We start from the raw sequence: 19,137 nt of genomic DNA, 5'->3' as shown, positions 1-19,137 counted from the left end.
CCCCCAAGGCGGAGGAACCCTCGCCAGAGGCGGTCAAGACGCCCCCATCCCCCCCGGCGCCGCTCAAGCCGTCTACCAGCGTGGCACCCCCATCCCCCATGACGCAGCAGACGGATACGCTGCCCGACATGGTGGTGCCCTCGCACCTGACGCAGCCCAACAAGGCCAAGAAGAGCGAGCCGGACACACATTCGCTGCTGGAAACGCTGGATACCTTCCGCTCGGACCAGAAGCAGACACACGCCCCCAAGGCGCGGGCCAACCCGCTTGCCGGTGGGGCCCCTAACGGGGGTGGATCACCCGTGGGCAGTAACATTACGGGCAGCCTGAGCGTTGGGCAGCAAAAGGCCATTGGGGCATCCGTCCGCCGTTGCTATTCGGAAGATACGGCGGCCAAGGACTATGCCAGTTTTGTGGCCCATCTGGTTGTAACCGTGGATGCAACGGGCGAGGCACGGATTGTGCAGTTCGCCCCGGAAACACAGGCCCGTATGAGTGCGGATGCGTCTTACCGTGCTCTGGCCGAGCGTGCCCGCGCGGCCGTGTTAAGCCCCACATGCGCCAAACTGCCGATTCCCAAGGAGCTTCTTGGGCAGCCCCGGCAACTCAAATTTGTCTTCAGGCCTTAAAAGCAGGCCACACGGAGGAAAACACATGCTGATGAGTACCCGGCCTCTTATTTCCGATCAGGAAGCAGATGCTCTGGTGGGCGCGCTGCGCCGCCGTACCCTGCTTGGCGCAAGCGTTGCCGCAGGGGGCATTCTGGCCACTCCGCTGGCTGCTTTTGCCGCCACAGCCGCGCCAGAAGCCGAAATTACGGTGGATCAGGCCCGCACGGCTCCTATCCCCATTATCATCCCCGATTTTGGGGGCGGTCTTGGCCAGCAGATGGCCGAAGTACTGACCAACGACCTGAACAACACGGGCCTGTTCAAGGTTATTCCCGGCTCGTCCACTGCCGCCAAACCCGACTTTGCCACCGCCAAGGGCCTTGGCGCGCATGCGCAGGTTACGGGGAGCGTTACGGGGAGTGGCGCATCCGTGCGGGTGGAAATCCGGCTGTGGGATGTGCTGAGCCAGCAGCAGATTCAGGGTACGGCCTACACAACATCTTCCGCCAACTGGCGGCGTATCGCCCATATTGTGGGCGATGTGATTTACGAGCGGATGCTGGGTGAAAAAGGGTATTTTGATACCCGTATCGCCTTTATTTCCCGTTCTGGTCCACGTGGGCACCAGCGCACACGGCTGGCCATTATGGACCAGGATGGCGCCAATGCCCGCATGCTCACGGCCGGGAACTGGCTGACGCTGACGCCCCGCTTCAGCCCCGCCAAGGATCAGGTCGCCTTCATGTCCTACGCCAATAACCGGCCGCGGGTGTATCTGTTCGACCTCAACACAGGTCGGCAGCAGATTCTGGGTGATTTTCAGGGGATTTCGTTCGCGCCGCGCTTCTCGCCCGATGGGCGTTCGGTCCTGCTGTCCGTCACCCGTAATGGTGGGTCGGACCTGTATTCGGTCGATCTGGCCTCGGGCGCGCGCAGGCAGCTTACGGCTTCGGGCGCGATTGACACCAGCCCGTGCTACAGCCCGGACAGCTCGCAGATTGTTTTCAACTCCGACCGGGGCGGCAGCCCGCAGCTGTACATCATGCCTGCAGGCGGGGGGAACGCGCAGCGCATTTCCTACGGGCAGGGCACTTATGGCTCCCCCGTATGGTCCCCCCGTGGAGACCTGATCGCCTTTACCCGCATTGCCGGGGGCATGTTCTCCCTTGGGGTCATGCAGCCTGATGGCACGGGTGAGCGGATCATGACCGAAGGCTTTACGGTGGAAAGCCCGAGCTTCTGCCCCAACGGGCGCGTGCTGGCCTATTGCCGCCAGAGCCGCGCCGGCGCGGGTGGGAGCGGATTCAGTTCCATTATCGGCATGGTCGATATTACGGGCTTTAACGACCGCGTTATTCCGACGCCAGAAGGGGCATCCGACCCGGCATGGTCCCCCCTGAACGGGTGAAGGATTATTCTCCCGCTCGGCTTTGGGGCGGGAGAAGTTTTCATAATTCCGCCCTAATTTTCTTTATAATTTCGTAATTTAGGGTTATTGTGCTTGGGGCCGGGGTGTGTTGTTTGGGTATCAGTCAAGGTATGGCTGGTATGAGAAACAGAGAACATGCTTGACCGGCCGCATAAGCTATGGCTTACGGCGGAATGGTCTCCAAAATTCGTCGGCTCTTCGAAGGGTTCGGAGGGGAGCAGAAGAATACGCGGAGATACAAGGTTATTAACTTCTTTTTCTCCGAATAGCCCTAAGGCTAATTCTCAGGATCCGACACATGAGACTGAAAGTTGTTGCTGCGCTTGGTATGGTTGCTCTTCTGTCAGCCTGTGCGCACGAAAATGCAAACACGGGTGCTTCCACCGGCGCGGCTGTTCAGCCGTCTGGCCCGGTGCCGGGCAGCGAAGCTGATCTGGTCGCCAACGTGGGGGACCGCGTATTCTATGACCTGAACAAGAGCGGCCTGAGCGCAGACGCCAAGACCACCCTGCAGAAGCAGGCTGACTGGCTTGCAAAGTATCCGCAGGTGAACGTTGAAGTTGCAGGCAACTGCGATGACCGCGGCACCGAAGAATACAACATTGCTCTGGGTCAGCGCCGTGCAAACGCCGCTCGTGACTATCTGGTGGCAAAAGGCGTGACCTCTTCGCGCATCTCCACCATCTCCTACGGTAAAGACCGCCCCACCGCTCTGGGCGACACCGAAGAAGCATGGGCACAGAACCGTAACGCCATTACGGCTGTGAAGTAAGATTTTCAGACATTATCTGAAATCTGACTGATTAAACGGAACAGGCCGGGCCCCAAAGCCCGGCCTGTTTTGTATTTCGTGTCTTGTTTTGCGGGACGGAATGATGGAATCCTTGCCCGTTTCTTATCGATGGGGTGAGGTTTTCAATGAAGTCCCGGGTTAAAGCAGTACGCGTTGTTCGCCATGGTCTGGTGCTTTCGGGCTTGGTGGCCGTGCTTATGGGCACAACCAGCCCCATGGGCCATGCACAGGATGTTACCAGCCGGGAAGGCATTGCCCTTCAGGACCAGATTCTTGCCCTCAAGCAGGCCATGAGCCAGATGCAGGCCTCCCAGAGCGAGGGCGGGGCACTTCCCCCCCCATCTGCCTCTGCGGGTGGGTCATCGGCTGTGAATGGGGATCTGGTCTCCCAGCTGCTGGAGCGGGTCAGCACGCTGGAACAGCAGCAGCGCGACATGCGTGGCGAAATTGACCAGTTGACCAATGACCTCCAGCAAAAAACAGCAGCCCTGTCCAAGCAGGTGGCGGATAGCCAGTTTGCCGCGCAGGCTGGGGCAGGGGGCAGTGCAGCCCCGGCAGCCGCAGCCTCTGCAGAGCCTGCGGCACGCCCCACTACGCCCGATGCCCTGCTGAGCGCGGGCAAGGCGGCCCTGCAAAAGCGGGATTACGATACCGCGCATGACAATGCCGAGGCCGCCCTTAAAAGTGCCAAAGGGGCATTCAAGGTGGATGCGCAGTTCCTGCTGGCCCAGTCCCTTGCCGGGCAAAAGCAGTATCGGCAGTCTGCCGTGGCGTATTACGATGCGTATCGTCAGTCACCCAAAAGCGCTCGGGCCCCTGATGCCCTGCTGGGTGTAACGGCCTCGCTTCTGGCGCTGGGGGACAAAAAATCCGCGTGTGAAGCACTGGGCAAGCTGAATAACGAGTTCCCATCCCCCGCACCCCGCGTGGCCCATGCGGCGGAAATATACGGGCGTAAGGGTGGCTGTAACTAATGCTCCAGCACGTACCCTCGGGTTATCGGGGGTAGGGGGATTGCCGGTCCGGTTTGAACAGCGCCCGGTTTTTTCTGACCAGCCGGTTCCGCCGCAATGGTTTGTGGCATTGCTGGACACCCTTGGCCCGTGGGGTGCGGATGCACCGGGGAGCCCCCCGGTTGCACTGGCTGTTTCTGGTGGGGGGGACAGTCTGGCGCTAGCATGGCTGGCCCGGCACTGGCGGCGCAATCTGCTGGCCCTTGTGGTGGACCACGGGTTACGCCCCGAATCCGGGGCAGAGGCCCGGCTTACGGTGGAGCGCCTGCACGCCATGGACGTGCCCGCCCGCCTGATAACCCTGACCGACCTGACCAAAGGCCCTGCCATGGCCGCACGGGCGCGCAAGGCCCGCTATGCCCGCATGGTGCAGGCCTGCCAGCAGGCTGGCTGTGTGGACTTACTCCTTGGCCATCAGGCGGATGATCAGGCCGAAACCGCATGGATGCGTTCCAACGCGGGGAGCGGGCCGGATGGGCTGGCAGCCATGGGCTGGATCAGCCACACGCCGGATGTGCGGCTGGTAAGGCCATTACTGGGCGTTTCCCGCGTGGCCTTGCGCCAGACATTGCGTGCGGCCGGGCTGGCCTGGGTGGATGACCCGTCTAATCAGGACCTGCGTGCCGAGCGTGTGCGGGTCCGCTTTGCCTTGCAGGAAAATGGCCTGTCCGAGCAGTTCTGGTGCCTTGCCATGGATGCAGGCGCGCAGCGCATGGCGCGTGAGAGGGTGCAGGCCATGGCACTGGCGCAGACCTGCGCATTTTACCCCCATGGCTGGGTTGGGCTTGGGCAAAACCTGCCCGAAGCGGCTACTTTGTCGGGGCTGATCCGCACGGTTGGTGCGCAGCAGTACCCCCCTGCACCGGCTGCCGTAGCGCGGCTGTACAAAAACGGGGGAGCGGGCACACTGGCTGGCACCCAGCTTGCCAGCTGGCGCGATGAGTGGTTTCTCATCCGGGAGCTCGCTGGTGTGAGCGCGCCGGTAGCGGCTAGCCCCGGCGTTGTATGGGATGGCCGCTTTGTGCTGCGCGCCCCTTCTGCCCTGCTGCGTTGCGGAGTATATGTGGGGGCTGCCGGTTACGGGCTGGCGCGCAAGGTCCGTGCCGGGTGGCCAGCCCTGTTCTGTGCCGGGCTGCCCGCCTTGTGGTGGCAGGGGCAGCGGGTTGCGGTGCCGCATCTGGGGTGGTGCAGCACGGCAGACTGGGCAGATGTTTTTTTTGAGTTCAGACCGCCTGTTCCCGTAACCGGAATGGGTGTGTACGGGTGCAAAAAAGTACACAACAAGGACTATGTGGGGCCTGTGGGCTAGGAAAACGGTTCAGGCATCCCATTTATAAGAGCAAAGGTTGCTTTTTTCCCCGGGCGCCGGGCAAGATGGCAGGACACTCCGGCGCTTTACGCACTAGAAGTATGGACACTCGGGCAAGATGAACAATTTAGGTCGCAATCTGGCGCTTTGGGTCAGCATTATCCTGCTACTGCTGTTACTGGTGAACATGTTCCAGCCGGGCACGGCGCAGCATGCCGCCCAGCAACTGGCATATTCCGATTTTGTGGCCGATATTGATTCGGGGCATGTCCGGTCTGTTGTCATGCAGAACCACAATATTTCCGGCACGCTGACCGACGGCACCGCGTTTGAGACCTATGCCCCCATGGACCCCTCCCTTGTCTCGCGCATGGTGGGTAAAGGGGTGGAGGTTGTAGCCAAGCCACTGGAGCAGGATGGTAGCCCGCTGCTGCGCTACTTCCTGAACTCCCTGCCCATTATCCTGCTGGTCGCGGCATGGCTGTTCATGATGCGGCAGATGCAGGGTGCGGGTGGTCGTGGTGCTATGGGCTTTGGCAAGTCCCGCGCCAAGATGCTGACCGAAAAGCATGGCCGCGTAACGTTTGAAGACGTGGCCGGCATTGATGAAGCCAAGGGCGAGTTGCAGGAAATTGTGGATTTCCTCAAGGACCCGCAGAAGTTCACGCGGCTGGGCGGCAAAATCCCCAAAGGTGTGCTGCTGGTTGGCCCCCCCGGCACGGGTAAGACCCTGCTGGCCCGCGCCATTGCGGGTGAGGCCAATGTGCCCTTCTTCACCATCTCCGGCTCCGACTTTGTGGAAATGTTTGTCGGTGTTGGCGCATCGCGTGTGCGGGATATGTTCGAACAGGGCAAAAAATCCGCACCGTGCATTATCTTCATTGACGAAATCGACGCCGTGGGCCGCCATCGTGGTGCGGGCATGGGCGGCGGTAATGATGAGCGCGAACAGACCCTGAACCAGATGCTGGTGGAAATGGATGGGTTTGAAAGCAATGAGGGCGTGATCCTGATTGCCGCCACCAACCGCCCCGACGTGCTGGACCCCGCATTGCTGCGCCCCGGCCGGTTTGACCGGCAGGTGGTGGTACCCAACCCCGACGTAAGCGGGCGTGAAAAAATCCTGCGGGTGCATATGCGCAAGGTGCCGCTGGCGTCCGACGTGGACCCGCGCATTATTGCCCGTGGTACCCCCGGCTTTTCCGGTGCGGATCTGGCCAATCTGGTCAATGAGGCCGCACTGTCCGCTGCCCGCCTTGGGCGCCGCACGGTGTCCATGCGCGAGTTTGAAGACGCCAAGGACAAGGTGCTGATGGGCGTTGAACGTCGCTCGCTGGTGATGAGCGAGGACGAGAAAAAACGCACCGCCTACCATGAGGCCGGGCACGCCATTACCGCCGTGCTGGTGCCCGAGAGCGAGCCCATTCACAAGGCGACCATTATCCCGCGTGGGCGTGCCCTTGGCATGGTCATGCGTCTGCCCGAGGACGACCGTCTCTCCATGAGCAAGATGAACGCCATTGCCCACCTTGTGGTGGCCATGGGCGGGCGTGTTGCCGAGGAAGTGGTTTACGGCAAGGACAACATCTGCAACGGCGCAATGGGGGACATTAAAATGGCCACCCGTGTTGCCCGCAGCATGGTGACCGAATGGGGCATGAGCGACAAGCTGGGCATGATCGCCTATGCGGATGAAGATCAGGGCAACAGCTTCTTTGGGGCTGCCCGCAATTTTTCTGAACAGACGGCGCGCGATATTGATGTTGAAGTCAAACGCCTGATTGATGAAGCCTACGTGCAGGCCCGCAACTACCTGCATGACCATGTGGACGAGCTGCACCGTCTGGCCGAAGCCCTGCTGGAATACGAAACCCTGACAGGTGAGGAAATCCGCCAGATCATGCGCGGCCAGCCGATTGAACGGCCGGAAGAAGCAGATGATGGCCCGGTTAACCGCCGCGCCTCCGTGCCGCAGGTTACGGGGGAAGCGCCAGCCCCCACCCCGGCGGAAGATGGCGGCGCTGTTCCCGCCCCCCAGGCCGGTTAATGGCAGGGTGCGGCAGTAAACGGATATGAAGCAGAAGAGGCGGCACCCGGTGCCGCCTCTTTTGTATGGTGGGGACAGTAAAAAAGGATAAGGCGATGTGGCACAGGCTGGTTGAACCCATGGGGTTCCTGTTTGGACCAATGGCGCAGGAGGCCATACGGCAAGGCGTGGCCCTGCCATTCCAGAACAGTACTGCCGCGTTTACAGCCGTTTTGCTGATTGAAGGGGATAGCGCTTCTGGCCCCGTGCCTGTGGGCGCTGTACCGCATGCGTGGCTACCTGTGATGCAGCGCCTTGTTTCCCCCGTGCCCGATGCCGGGTTGCCTGCGGGGCCGCTGGTTATGGGAATCCTGAATACAACACCAGACAGCTTTAGCTGTGCAGGCCAGCACTACCATGCAGGTTCTGCCCTACAGGCGGCCGAACAGATGGTGCGTGATGGGGCCGGTGTGCTCGACATTGGGGGTGAAAGCACACGCCCCGGTGCCGCTGTTGTCTCCCCCCAGCAGGAGTGGGAGCGGGTTGGCCCGGTGCTGGAGGGGCTGCGCCAGAGCATGCCCGATGTGCCGCTCTCGGTCGATACGCGGAACAGTCTGGTTATGGAGCGTGCACTGGCTGCGGGTGCGCGCGTGATCAATGATGTTTCCGCCCTTGGGCACGACCCGGCTGCCCTGCCTTTGCTGGCAAAGCAGCAGTGTGGCGTTGTGCTCATGCACATGCGCGGCACCCCCCAGACCATGGAGCAACACACCCATTATACCGATGTGGCCTGCGATGTAGTGCGGGAACTGGGGCAGAGGGTGGAGGCCGCGGTGGAAGCGGGCATTGCCCGTGAGCGGCTGATGGTGGACCCGGGGTTTGGCTTTGCCAAAACGCAGGAGCAGAATGTTGTTCTGCTGCGCCGTATTCTGCTGCTGGCCAATCTGGGGTGCCGTGTGGTGTGTGCTCTCTCGCGCAAACGCATGATTGGTACGCTAACAGGTGTGGCAGACCCCGCCTTGCGTGATAGCGGCACGGTGGCGGCCTCCCTTATGGCCATGCCCTTTGGTAACCCGTTGCTGCGGGTGCACGCTGTGGCCAGCATGGCGCAGGGGGTTCGGATCTGGCAGGGGGTGCAGGGTGGGTAAGCATGGTGCGCCAAAAATGTTTTTTGTGGCCTGAACACGGTTTCTTCCAACCCAAAACCGTTTTAGGAAAGAGCAGCAGGACAGGACAGAAGTTTCCGCCAGCAACGGCCAGAGTATTCAGGTCCATTGCCGATTGCGGAATGGAATGAGTATTATGAAGCGATTTTTTGGAACAGACGGTATTCGCGGCACTGCCAATGTTGCGCCCATGACGGTGGAAATTGCCCAGAAGCTGGGGCAGGCGGCGGGGCTGCATTTTCGGCGTGGGGACCACCGGCACTGCGTGCTGCTGGGCAAGGATACCAGATTATCCGGTTATATGATCGAGAGTGCTCTGGTTTCCGGCTTTTTGTCCGCTGGTATGGATGTCACACTGGTTGGGCCGTTGCCCACACCCGCCATTGCCCTGCTGACCCGCTCCCTGCGGGCCGATCTGGGGGTCATGATCTCCGCTTCCCATAATCCGTTTGGTGATAACGGGATCAAACTGTTCGGCCCCGACGGGTTCAAGCTCTCCGATCAGGATGAGCGCACGATTGAAAACCTGATGGTGACCGACCTGCATGCGGATATGGCAGACCCGGCCCAGATCGGCCGCGCCTCACGCCTGAATGATGCCGCAGGCCGGTATATTGAAAGTGCTAAATCCTCCTTCCCCCGCAAGTTGCGGCTGGACGGCATGAAAATCGTGATCGACTGCGCCAATGGCTCGGCCTACCGGGTTGCCCCCACAGCACTGTGGGAGCTGGGGGCGGAGGTTATTCGCATCGGGTGTGAGCCTAATGGTGTGAATATTAACGAACAGTGTGGCTCCACCCACCCCGAGGCGCTGTGCAAGGCCGTGGTGCAGCATGGTGCACATATTGGTATTGCTCTGGACGGGGATGCCGACCGTGTGCTGATCGCGGATGAAACCGGGCGTCTGATTGATGGGGACCAGATTCTGGCCCTTATCGCCCGCTCATGGACAGCGGAAGGGCGTCTGGTGGGCAATGCCGTGGTGGCCACGGTTATGTCCAACATGGGGCTTGAACGGTTTTTGGAAAAAATGGGCGTGGGCCTTGAACGTACCGCCGTAGGCGACCGCCATGTGGTTGAACGCATGCGGGAGCGTGGGGTGAATGTGGGGGGCGAGCAGTCGGGCCATATGGTGCTGACCGACTTTGCCACAACGGGTGATGGCCTGATTGCCGCCTTGCAGATTCTGGCCGTTCTGGTCGAATCCGGACGCCCGGCGAGCGAGGTCTGCCGTCTTTTCCAGCCCTTCCCGCAAAAGCTGCGTAATGTCCGTTACGCTGGAGCCTGCCCGCTGGATACGGATGAAGTGCGTGAACGCCAGCATGAGGTGGAACGTATATTGGCCGGTCAGGGCCGCCTGCTGTTACGCCGTAGCGGTACGGAACCGCTGGTGCGTGTTATGGCCGAGGCGGAAGATGCCGCCCTTGTGGATGAGGCCGTAAGCAAAATGTGCGCTGTGCTGGAAAAAGCAACCCAGCCAGCCTGAAGCCGGAAAGCCCCTCTGCATGACCCACCCCGCCCCCCAGCGCCCGAGAGTTCTGTCCATAGCAGGGAGTGACTCTGGCGGAGGGGCGGGTATTCAGGCCGACATCAAAACCATTACGGCGCTGGGTGGGTATGCCATGACCGCCCTAACCGCCCTGACGGCCCAGAACACACAGGGCGTGCAGGATATTCTGCCTGTGCCGCCACAGTTTATTCGCGACCAGATCCGCTGTGTTGTGGATGATCTGGGGGTGGATGCCATTAAAACCGGCATGCTGGGGGGTGTTGTGCAAACGCAGGCCGTGGCGGCAGAAATTGCCCGGACTCGCGACAATACCCCTGATCTTGTTGTTGTGGTGGACCCGGTCATGGTGGCCAAGGGGGGCGCTGCCCTGCTGGCGGAGGATGCTCTGGCCTGCCTGCGTACAACGCTCTTGCCCCTTGCAACCCTGATTACCCCCAACCTGCCTGAGGCGGAAAAGCTGACAGGGCTTACCATTCATACGGTGGAGGATATGAAGGCCGCAGCCCTATGGCTGCACCAGCATACGGGGGCGGCGATTCTGCTCAAAGGCGGGCATCTGGCGGGGGAAGCGTTGGTGGATGTGCTGCTGGATGGGGCGGGAACGCGCGAGTTTGTGGGGCAGCGTATTGCAACCCGGCACACCCATGGCACGGGCTGTACGCTGGCCAGCGCGCTGGCAACAATACTGGCGCAGGGACTCGCCATGCCAGATGCGGTCCGGCAGTCCTGCCAGTATGTGCATGATGCTATTGAGCAGGCCCCCGAACTTGGCAGGGGGGCGGGGCCATTATGGCATGCCCATGCCTGGTACCCTGCAACCCGGTCCTGAAGAATGCTGGCTCCCTATGGGAACATCCAGTGTGGAGCAGGTGGTTTATTAGTCCCCAACAGCCTGTAGCAGAGCAGGCTCGGGCAGCACAGGCCGGTGTGCAAGGGGGGCCATCAAGGGGGTGGGAACAGGCTGTGTCTGTGCCTGCGGGTCATGCAGAATGTACCCGCGGCCCCATACGGTGGAAATAAGGTCTTCCGCACCCACGGTCTGGAGTTTTTTGCGCAGTTTGCAAATAAAGACGTCTATAATCTTGATGTCTGGTTCATCCCGGCCACCGTATAAGTGGTTGAGGAATGTTTCCTTGGTCTGGGCAATGCCCTTGCGCAGCACCAGCAGTTCCAGAATGGCAAATTCCTTGCCGGTCAGGTGGATGGGGCGGTTGCCGACTGTAACCGTGTGGTTGTTCAGGTTCAGGGTCAGCGCGCCAACCTGGGCAACCGGGTGGGCGTATCCGTTGGAGCGGCGCAGAATGGCCTGTGTGCGGGCAATCAGTTCAGCGGATTCAAACGGTTCGGCCAGATAATCATCAGCCCCCAGTGTAAAGGCCCGTATCTTGGCGTCTGGCGTATCAACGTTGGAAAGAATGATAACGGGTGTTGTGATCTTGAGCGTGCGCAGGGTGTTGAGAATGGTGTACCCGTCCATGTCCGCCAGGGTCATGGTAATAATGGCAAGCCCATAATCGTAATTTCGCAGCAATTCTATGGTGTTTTGGCCAGAGCGGGCCAGATCCGCCGCAAAACCTGCTTTTTTCAGGGCGGAAAGAATGGCCCGGCTGGAGGTAAATTTGTCCTCGGCAAATAGAATGCGCATGACTGGCCTCACATAGCTGCAGGTATGGGGTGATACACCTTGAGGTTGTATTGGCTCGCTCTGATGATACTTTTACGTGTTTTTCTGAAAAAATAAACACAAATTCATATTATTTTTATTATTTCGATAATAACAGATATGTGACTGGCGTATAGCTTGACCCGACATATCGGAAAAAAAACATAGCGTTCTTTGGAACAGACTATACGGGCAAAAAGTTCCCTATGGGATAAATAATAAAGTATTATAAAGTAATTTTTTTGCGAACAATAAATAGTCATGTTGAGTGTATTTATTATTTCCTAACAAAATCTGTGTTTATAAAAAGTTTACAAATTCAGTGCTTCACTCTTCCCGCTTCCGGCTTGATATGGAAAAGGTCAGTCTTGGACCCGATGCATAGGGCACGCGCCCACCACGGAGCAGGAGCAGGAATCGGTCATGTTGCTGAAAACCGAAGCCGATACGGCACAACTGGCCAGAACTCTGGCAGGCCTTGCCCGTGCGGGGGATGCCATTTTGCTCTCTGGTCCGCTGGGGGCGGGCAAAAGCGTGTTCGCACGCGCGTTTTTGCGTAACTTCTGCGCCGCACCGGATATGGAGGTGCCAAGCCCCACCTATACGCTGGTGCAGGCCTACGACTCCCCCACAGCCACGGCCTACCATTTTGACCTGTGGCGTCTGGGCAGTGTGGAGGAGCTGGACGAACTGGGGTGGGATGATGCGTGCGAGGGCGTCATGCTGGTGGAATGGCCCGAACGGCTGGAGGACATGACCCCCCCCGATGCGCTGCACATCACCCTTATGGTCGGAGCGGATGGAAACCGCCGTGTCACTCTGGCTGGCTGGGCGGACCGCCTTCCCCCGCAACCGGCCACACTGCTGGAGCCCGGGGTATGAAGCTCGCAACCATTCCAGCACATCTGCCTTTTTTGGACCATCTGGCGGCGCGCTGGATAGAGGCCGCCGGGCATGACCCGGAGGCCATGGGCGAGGGGACCATTGTGCTCCCCGGCCGCCGGGCCGCGCGCGCGTTAACCGAGGCCTTTCTGCGGCGTATGGATGGGCGCAGCATGCTCCTGCCCCGCATCATGCCCATAGGCGCTCTGGACGAGACCGAACTGGGCCTGTCCGCCTGTGGTGGGGCAGAGGCGCTGGCGCTCCCCCCCGCCGTACCAGCCATGACCCGCCTGGCCGTGCTGACACTGTTTGTTTTAAAGGCGGATAACGCCTTTGGTACCCGCCCCACGCTGGATCAGGCATGGCCGCTGGCCCGCGCTCTGGCTGAACTGATGGACGAGGCGGAATGGGCTGGCGTCAACCTGCTCGAGCGCCTGCCCGATGCCGTGCAGGAGGATTACGCCCAGCACTGGCAGACCATTCTGGGTTTTCTGAACATTGTTACCGCACAATGGCCTGTGTGGTTGCAGGAGCAGGGGCTGATCAACCCCGTGGCCCGGCAGGTGGCCCTTCTGGGCGCACAGGCGCGGTTGTGGCGGAACATGGGGGAGCAGGGTTACACCGCTCCGCTCTGGGCGGCCGGGTTTACGCATGCCATGGCCCCCACGGCCAATGCGCTTCAGGCTATTCTGTCCTGTCCGGGGGGCAGGGTCGTATTGCCGGGGCTGGATACGCTCATGCCCGAGGAGGTGTTTGCCGCCCTGCCAGATAGCCACCCGCAGGCGGGCATGAGCCACCTGCTCGCGGCATTGCAGGCCCGGCGGGAGGATGTGCAGGTCTGGAACGCGCAAGGGGGTGAGCCTGAACGCGCGGCCGTGCTCTCCCGCGTGATGCTGCCTGCCGCAGCATTGGATGACTGGGCAAAGCCCGGCCCGGTCGCACTGGCCCATGTCAGCCGGTTTGAGGCCGCAGACCAGCAGGAAGAGGCCGTGGCCATCAGCATGGTCATGCGTAACGCCATCGAGCAGCCCGGCCACCGCGTGGCCCTTGTCACGCCCGACCGTGGGCTGGCGGCCCGGGTGGCCACAGAGCTGGAGCGATGGGGCATTCTGGCCGATGACAGCGCAGGCGCCACACTGGCGGATACGCCCCCCGCCGTGCTGCTGCGGCTGGTGGCGCAGATGGTGGATAGCCAGTTTGCGCCTGTTGCTCTTTTATCCGTGCTCAAGCACCCGCTGGTGGCGTGTGGTCTGGCTCCGGGCGTCTGCCGTGCCTCGGCCCGCCTGCTCGATCGTGTGGTGCTGCGTGGTCCTTCTCCCGCTCCGGGGTTTGCGGGGCTTTGCGCCGCCGTAAGGGATAGGCTGGAACCAAAGCGCGAAAAAGACCGCCAGCGCATGACGCAGGGCGAGAGCGCGGACCGCCCCTTTGGCCCCGAACCCCTGCCGGCCTTTATGGAGCGTCTGGCCCATTGTCTGGCCCCTGTTCTGGGCTGGGAGCAGGCCGAAGGTGCGGTGCTGGCCGGGGGGGAGGGGGCGCGGCATCAGGCCAGCGTGCCCGACCTGCTCGAAGCCCTGATTGCCACGGTGGAACGCCTTGCCAGCACGGAGGAAGAACCCGCCGCCGCCCGGTTGTGGAAAGGGGAGGACGGCAGCCTGCTGGCCTCCCGGCTGAGCGAGCTTATGCTGGCAACCGCCCTGCTGCCCCCCCAGCCGCCCGCCGTGCTGGATGGGTTGCTTACGGCGGTTCTGGCGCAGGAGCGTGTTGCCACCCGCCGGGGCAACAACCCGCAGGCCCTGCATCCGCGGGTGCTGATCTGGGGCCTGTTTGAAGCGCGCCTGCAAACGGCGGAAACCGTTATACTGGGTGGTCTGTCCGAAGGGGTGTGGCCCCCCGCCCCCGATGCCGGGCCGTGGATGAGCCGCCCCATGCGCAAGCGGGTTGGCCTGCCCCCGCCCGAGCAGGCCGTGGGGCAGGCGGCACACGACTTTTTTGCCATGGCAGCCGCGGCGGAACAGGTTGTTCTGTCCTCCGCCCGCAGGCGTGATGGTGCACCTGTGGTGCCTGCGCGCTGGTTAACCCGGCTGGATGCTTTTCTGGCTGGCTGGGGGGGCAGTGTGCCCGAGCACCCGGTTCTGTCCTGGCTTGCACGGCTGGACCAGCCGCAGGGGCCGGCATTGCCAGTGGCCCCACCCCGGCCCACGCCGGATGTTTCCCTGCGCCCCCGCCGCCTGAGCGTGACGGAAATAGAAACATGGATGCGCGACCCTTACGCCATTTACGCCCGGCACATCCTGCGGCTTGAGCCTTTGCCCGAGCTGGAGGAAGGGGCCGATGCCTCCGATTACGGCATGATCGTGCATGACGCGCTGGAACGCTGGGTTAAAACCCACGGCGTGGACTGGCCGGTAGATGCCCAGCGCAAGCTGGCGGAGGTGTTCAAAACCTGCCTGGCCGAACAGGCCCTGCGCCCGGCTTTGCAGGCATGGTGGGCACCCCGGCTGGAGCGCATTGCCGCATGGGTTGCACATGCGGAGCAGCAGCGCCGTGCCACCCACGGTGTGCCGCAGGCTATTCTGACCGAAATTGCAGGCAGCGTGCTGGTCCCCGATGCTCCGGGGGGGCCGTTCCGCCTTGTCGGGCGGGCAGACCGGGTGGAACTGGGTGCGCAGGGGCGTGTGATTGTGCAGGACTACAAAACCGGCATGCTGCCAGCCATGCGCGATGTTCTGTCCGGCTGGAGCCCGCAACTACCGCTGGAGGCCGCCATGCTGCTGCGCGGTGGCTTTGCCGATGCTCCCAATGTGGCCGACATTGCCGGGCTGATCTACTGGCGTCTGACTGGCGGGGCCGAACCGGGGGAGGAGGTGGCCGTATCCTCCAAGGAGCACGACAATCTGACTGATCTGGCCGAACAGACATGGCAGCGCCTGCTGGCGCGCATTGCCGCGTACGACCAGCCTACACAACCCTACCTCTCCCACCCCCATCCGGGGCAGGAACCACGCTTTGCCGATTATGCCCGTCTGGCCCGTGTGCCGGAATGGAATACCGGCCGTATGGAGACCGAAGCATGACCTACCATACGGCTCAGGGCGCGCTGGATGCCGCCATTGCGCAGGCCAACCAGCAGCAGGCCATGGCGTCCGACCCCACGGCATCGGTTTTTGTGTCCGCTTCTGCAGGGAGTGGTAAAACCAAACTGCTGATAGACCGCCTGCTCCGGCTGATGCTGCCACGGGTGGAAGTGGGGGGTGACGTTGTACCCGGCAGCGACCCTGCGCGCATTCTGTGCCTGACCTTTACCAAGGCTGCCGCAGCGGAAATGGCCATTCGCCTGCAAACCCGCCTTGGCCGGTGGGTGACCCTGCCGGATGACCGGCTGAATGCGGAACTGGCCGCTCTGGCCGTGCCCTGCACCCAGCAGACCCGGCGCAAGGCACGCGCCCTGTTTGCGGAGGTGCTGGACCTGCCCGGTGGCATGCGTATTGGCACCATTCATGCCTTCTGCCAGTCGCTCCTGCGGCGCTTTCCGCTGGAAGCCGCCATGAACCCGCATTTTACGGTCATGGAGGAAACAGACGCGGCTCTGGCGTTGCAGGGCTGTGTGGAGAGTGTTCTGGGCGGGCAGCCCGCCAGCACGGTGGCTCCGCTGGCCGGGCAGATCGGGCTTGGAGATTTTATTGCTCTTGCGGGCATCTTGCGGCGCAACGAGCACGCACAGGCCGTGCGTGCCCGCGTAAGCGCTCACCCCGAACAGGCGGAAGGTCTCATGTGCCGGGTGCTGGCTTTGCCGGAAACAGCACTCAGGCAGCCCGATGAGGCTTTTCTGCTGGCCGTCTGCACCGGGTTTGCGGCCGAGCCTACCCTGCGCGCGGGCCTGCGGGCCATGGCGGAGGAGGGATCGGCTACAGTCAGGACCAACGCACTCGCCCTGCTGGACTGGCTGGCCCTGCCCCCCACGGAGCGTGCCGCGCAATGGGCGGTATGGCGCAACGGGTTGCTGACCAAGGATGGCAAACTGCGCAGCCGTGGCCTGCTCTCGGCCAAACTGGCAGAAAAATATACCGATCTGGCCGATGCGCTGCAAAAGGAGGCCGAGCGCATACTGGCGGTGGAGGAGGGCATGAATGCCCGCCAATTGGCCCGCCTTGGTGTGGCGCTGCTCAAAATGGCGGCTCCCGTGGCCAGCATGTTTGACCAGCGCAAAGCCATGCAGGGCCAGATGGAGTATGATGACCTGATCCACCGCACACTCCTGCTTCTGCGTGAGCCGGGGGCCGCATGGGTGCTGTACAAGCTCGATGGCGGTATAGACCATCTGCTGCTGGACGAGGTGCAGGATACCTCCCCCCAGCAGTGGCGCATTGCAGGGGACCTGACCGAAGAGTTTTTTGCAGGCGAAGGCGCACACGCGGCGGAGGAAGGCCCCAGAACGGTTTTTGCCGTGGGGGACTACAAACAGTCCATCTACCGTTTTCAAGGCGCGGACCCGGACGAGTTCCGGGCTTGGCGGGCTACATTCAAACAGCGTGCGCAGGCGGCGGACCTGCCCTGGCGGGAGCCGGAACTTACAGTTTCCTTCCGCTCCACAGCGCCGGTCCTGCAACTGGTTGATGCGGTTTTTGCCGACCCACAGGCCGCGCGTGGCGTAGCGGAGGAGCAGGGCCGCCCCCTGCGCCACATTACGGCCCGCCCCGGTCAGGGGGGGCGGGTGGAACTCTGGCCTCTGGCGGAAGCACAGGATGCGCAGGACAGCATAAGCCCGTGGGAACCAGCCGCAGTGAATGCCACCCGGCAGAGCCCACGGCAAAAACTGGCGGATGCGCTGGCCAGCACCATTGCGCGTGAACTGGCAGCCCTCCCCCAGCCGGGGCAAAAACCGCTGACACCGGCGGACGTGCTGGTGCTGGTGCCGCGCCGCTCCTCCTTTGTGCCGCTGCTGGTGCGCGCCCTTAAGGGGCACAACATTCCCGTGGCCACACTGGTGCGCACGGGCCTTGCCGACCAGCTTGCGGTGCAGGACCTTATGGCCCTGTGTGCTGCGCTCCTGCTCCCGCAGGATGATCTGACACTGGCCTGTGTGCTGACCTCCCCGCTGGGTGGCCTGTCCGATGACAGCCTGATGGCCCTTGCCGTAGGGCGCTCCCCCGGTGCCCCCCTGTGGACCATCCTGCGTGAGCGCCATGCGGAGCAGGCGGACTGGACACAGGCCTGGCAGATGCTCAACGCCCTGTTTGGCCGGGTGGATTACCTTACCCCGTATGAACTGCTGTGCGCGGCTCTGGGCCAGCAGGGCGGGCGGGCACGCCTGCTGGCGCGGCTGGGGCCAGAGGCTGCGGAACCAATAGACGAGCTGCTCTCCGCCGCGCTGCGTTATCAGGAGCAGCACCCACCTTCCCTTCAGGGGTTTGTGCATTGGCTCAGACATTCGCAGGAGAGTGTCAAGCGCGAGGCCGAGGCCGGTGGCAATGCCGTGCGGGTCATGACCGCACATGGCTCCAAGGGGTTGCAGGCCCGGCTGGTTATTCTGCCCGATACGGTGGGTCTGCCCCGGTTTGAGGACAGGCTGTTCTGGAGCACGGACAAAAAAACAGGGGTGCAGGTGCCCATTTACGTGCCGCGCAACGCCCTGTCAGTCGGGTTGACCCGCAGCCTGTACGAAACCCTGCGTGAAAAGACGATAGAGGAATACAACCGCCTGCTCTACGTGGCCCTGACCCGCGCGGCGGACAGGCTGATCGTGTGTGGCTGGAAACCCGGCCGCACCGTACCGCCAGAAAGCTGGTACGAGTGCTGCCGCCTTGGTTTTGAGCGCGCAGGTGCCCAGCCGCGCGACTGGAGCGTGGGGGACTGGTCGGGCAAGATTTTGGTGCTGGAGGAGCACGCAGTCCCCGCCAGCCTGTCCGCCCCCGCAGCCCCTGTTGCGTCTGCCGCGCAGGATGCCCCTGTGCTCCCGCCGCTCCCCGGCTGGATGGGGCAGGCCCCACACTGGCGGCCCGGCCTGCCGGAAGCGGAAGGACCACTGGCCCGGCCACTGGCCCCAAGCCGGCCGGATGATACCATGCTTGGCCCGCTCCCCCCCGCGCGTTCCCCGCTGGATGTGGCGGCCATTACCCCGCTCAAGGCGCGGGAGGCGGCCTTGCGCAGGGGGAATCTGGTGCATGCGCTTTTGCAGTTCCTGCCCGACCACCCTGCCAGTGCGCAGGAGCAGCTTGCCACGGACTGGCTGGCCCGCCCGGCATCGGGGTTGTCCACGCCGGAGGCCGCCCGGCTTGCCGCGCAGATTGTGGCAGTGCTGCGTATGCCCGCACTGGTGGACCTGTTTGCCCCCCATGCCCGGGCGGAGCAGCGGCTGGCGGGTATTGCTGGCGGGCAGGTTATTGTGGGGCAGGTGGACCGCATGTGTGTCATGCCTGACCGGGTTATTGTGTGCGATTACAAAAGTGGTCGCCACGCGCCCTCCACGGTGGAGCAGACGCCGGTGCTGTACCTGCGCCAGATGGCGGCGTACCGCGCCCTGCTGCAAGGGTTGTGGCCGGGGCGGGAGGTTGTGTGCGTGCTGGTCTGGACCGAACTGCCCCGTGCCGACCGGCTGCCGGAGCACCTGCTGGACAGGCATGCTCCGCAACCTTGCGCGGGCGTGGCATCTTGACCACGGCGCAGGCCACCTTAAGTGTTAGCTAAGCCCGGTCTGCTGGTGCGCACCCTGTGCAGTGCCCGCAGACCTGTTAACTA

The 19,137-nt window shown here is 62.5% G+C and carries 12 protein-coding genes and 1 pseudogene; 12 read left to right on the top strand and 1 reads right to left on the bottom strand.

Features of this window, described 5'->3' with window-relative positions:
- The 9 genes and pseudogenes from HK20_RS10850 to thiD form a co-directional block, all read left to right on the top strand.
- A pseudogene (locus tag HK20_RS10850) lies at positions 1 to 629 on the top strand (energy transducer TonB); the annotation flags it as partial.
- A gap of 25 nt (positions 630 to 654) precedes the next feature.
- On the top strand, positions 655 to 2,019 hold the full coding sequence (tolB, locus tag HK20_RS10845; protein ID WP_086647073.1) for a Tol-Pal system beta propeller repeat protein TolB: 1,365 nt from the start codon (positions 655 to 657) through the stop codon (positions 2,017 to 2,019).
- A gap of 319 nt (positions 2,020 to 2,338) precedes the next feature.
- Positions 2,339 to 2,812: a peptidoglycan-associated lipoprotein Pal gene (gene pal / locus HK20_RS10840; protein ID WP_086647072.1), complete on the top strand. Its 474-nt coding sequence runs from the start codon at positions 2,339 to 2,341 to the stop codon at positions 2,810 to 2,812.
- Between the two features lie 146 nt (positions 2,813 to 2,958).
- Positions 2,959 to 3,807, top strand: a complete 849-nt coding sequence (locus HK20_RS10835; protein WP_369823059.1) for a hypothetical protein — start codon at positions 2,959 to 2,961, stop codon at positions 3,805 to 3,807.
- Positions 3,794 to 5,155, top strand: a complete 1,362-nt coding sequence (gene tilS, locus HK20_RS10830) for a tRNA lysidine(34) synthetase TilS (RefSeq protein ID WP_233129188.1) — start codon at positions 3,794 to 3,796, stop codon at positions 5,153 to 5,155. Before HK20_RS10835 ends, tilS begins: the two co-directional genes overlap by 14 nt.
- Positions 5,156 to 5,273: 118 nt before the next feature.
- On the top strand, positions 5,274 to 7,202 hold the full coding sequence (gene ftsH / locus HK20_RS10825) for an ATP-dependent zinc metalloprotease FtsH (RefSeq protein WP_086647070.1): 1,929 nt from the start codon (positions 5,274 to 5,276) through the stop codon (positions 7,200 to 7,202).
- A 95-nt stretch (positions 7,203 to 7,297) separates the two neighbouring features.
- On the top strand, positions 7,298 to 8,329 hold the full coding sequence (gene folP, locus HK20_RS10820; protein ID WP_086647080.1) for a dihydropteroate synthase: 1,032 nt from the start codon (positions 7,298 to 7,300) through the stop codon (positions 8,327 to 8,329).
- Between the two features lie 145 nt (positions 8,330 to 8,474).
- Positions 8,475 to 9,833 carry a phosphoglucosamine mutase gene (glmM, locus tag HK20_RS10815; protein WP_086647069.1) on the top strand — a complete coding sequence of 453 codons (1,359 nt, stop codon included), beginning with the start codon at positions 8,475 to 8,477 and terminating at the stop codon, positions 9,831 to 9,833.
- A 19-nt stretch (positions 9,834 to 9,852) separates the two neighbouring features.
- Positions 9,853 to 10,686: a bifunctional hydroxymethylpyrimidine kinase/phosphomethylpyrimidine kinase gene (thiD, locus tag HK20_RS10810; protein WP_086647068.1), complete on the top strand. Its 834-nt coding sequence runs from the start codon at positions 9,853 to 9,855 to the stop codon at positions 10,684 to 10,686.
- Positions 10,687 to 10,734: 48 nt separating this feature from the next.
- Here the strand turns inward: thiD and HK20_RS10805 are convergent, their stop codons facing one another.
- A complete protein-coding gene (locus HK20_RS10805) occupies positions 10,735 to 11,502 on the bottom strand; it encodes a response regulator transcription factor (RefSeq protein ID WP_086647067.1) in 768 nt (255 codons plus the stop codon).
- A gap of 441 nt (positions 11,503 to 11,943) precedes the next feature.
- Here HK20_RS10805 and tsaE point away from each other — a divergent pair, with 441 nt between their 5' ends.
- Genes tsaE through addA form a run of 3 tightly spaced genes read left to right on the top strand, consistent with a single transcriptional unit; the run spans position 11,944 to position 19,054 of the window.
- The gene (gene tsaE, locus HK20_RS10800; protein WP_086647066.1) at positions 11,944 to 12,402 is read left to right on the top strand and encodes a tRNA (adenosine(37)-N6)-threonylcarbamoyltransferase complex ATPase subunit type 1 TsaE; all 459 of its coding nucleotides are present in this window, start codon (positions 11,944 to 11,946) and stop codon (positions 12,400 to 12,402) included.
- The gene (gene addB / locus HK20_RS10795) at positions 12,399 to 15,476 is read left to right on the top strand and encodes a double-strand break repair protein AddB (protein ID WP_086647065.1); all 3,078 of its coding nucleotides are present in this window, start codon (positions 12,399 to 12,401) and stop codon (positions 15,474 to 15,476) included. The genes tsaE and addB overlap by 4 nt, the downstream gene beginning before the upstream one ends.
- Positions 15,473 to 19,054: a double-strand break repair helicase AddA gene (gene addA / locus HK20_RS10790; RefSeq protein ID WP_086647064.1), complete on the top strand. Its 3,582-nt coding sequence runs from the start codon at positions 15,473 to 15,475 to the stop codon at positions 19,052 to 19,054. The genes addB and addA overlap by 4 nt, the downstream gene beginning before the upstream one ends.
- The last annotated feature ends 83 nt before the right edge of the window (positions 19,055 to 19,137 follow it).

It is taken from the genome of Acetobacter sp. DsW_54, assembly GCF_002153575.1.
In the GTDB taxonomy this organism is placed as follows: Bacteria; Pseudomonadota; Alphaproteobacteria; order Acetobacterales; family Acetobacteraceae; genus Acetobacter; species Acetobacter fabarum.
Note: the sequence above shows the minus strand (reverse complement) of the source record. Positions and strands in the feature narration are given on the sequence as shown.

What these genes read in the sequence shown, in the direction of transcription:
- tolB (WP_086647073.1), top strand. Translation starts at nt 655, where the DNA reads ATGCTGATGAGTACCCGGCCTCTTATTTCCGATCAGGAAGCAGATGCT.
- pal (WP_086647072.1), top strand. Translation starts at nt 2,339, where the DNA reads ATGAGACTGAAAGTTGTTGCTGCGCTTGGTATGGTTGCTCTTCTGTCA.
- HK20_RS10835 (WP_369823059.1), top strand. Translation starts at nt 2,959, where the DNA reads ATGAAGTCCCGGGTTAAAGCAGTACGCGTTGTTCGCCATGGTCTGGTG.
- ftsH (WP_086647070.1), top strand. Translation starts at nt 5,274, where the DNA reads ATGAACAATTTAGGTCGCAATCTGGCGCTTTGGGTCAGCATTATCCTG.
- folP (WP_086647080.1), top strand. Translation starts at nt 7,298, where the DNA reads ATGTGGCACAGGCTGGTTGAACCCATGGGGTTCCTGTTTGGACCAATG.
- glmM (WP_086647069.1), top strand. Translation starts at nt 8,475, where the DNA reads ATGAGTATTATGAAGCGATTTTTTGGAACAGACGGTATTCGCGGCACT.
- thiD (WP_086647068.1), top strand. Translation starts at nt 9,853, where the DNA reads ATGACCCACCCCGCCCCCCAGCGCCCGAGAGTTCTGTCCATAGCAGGG.
- HK20_RS10805 (WP_086647067.1), bottom strand. Translation starts at nt 11,502, where the DNA reads ATGCGCATTCTATTTGCCGAGGACAAATTTACCTCCAGCCGGGCCATT.
- tsaE (WP_086647066.1), top strand. Translation starts at nt 11,944, where the DNA reads ATGTTGCTGAAAACCGAAGCCGATACGGCACAACTGGCCAGAACTCTG.
- addB (WP_086647065.1), top strand. Translation starts at nt 12,399, where the DNA reads ATGAAGCTCGCAACCATTCCAGCACATCTGCCTTTTTTGGACCATCTG.
- addA (WP_086647064.1), top strand. Translation starts at nt 15,473, where the DNA reads ATGACCTACCATACGGCTCAGGGCGCGCTGGATGCCGCCATTGCGCAG.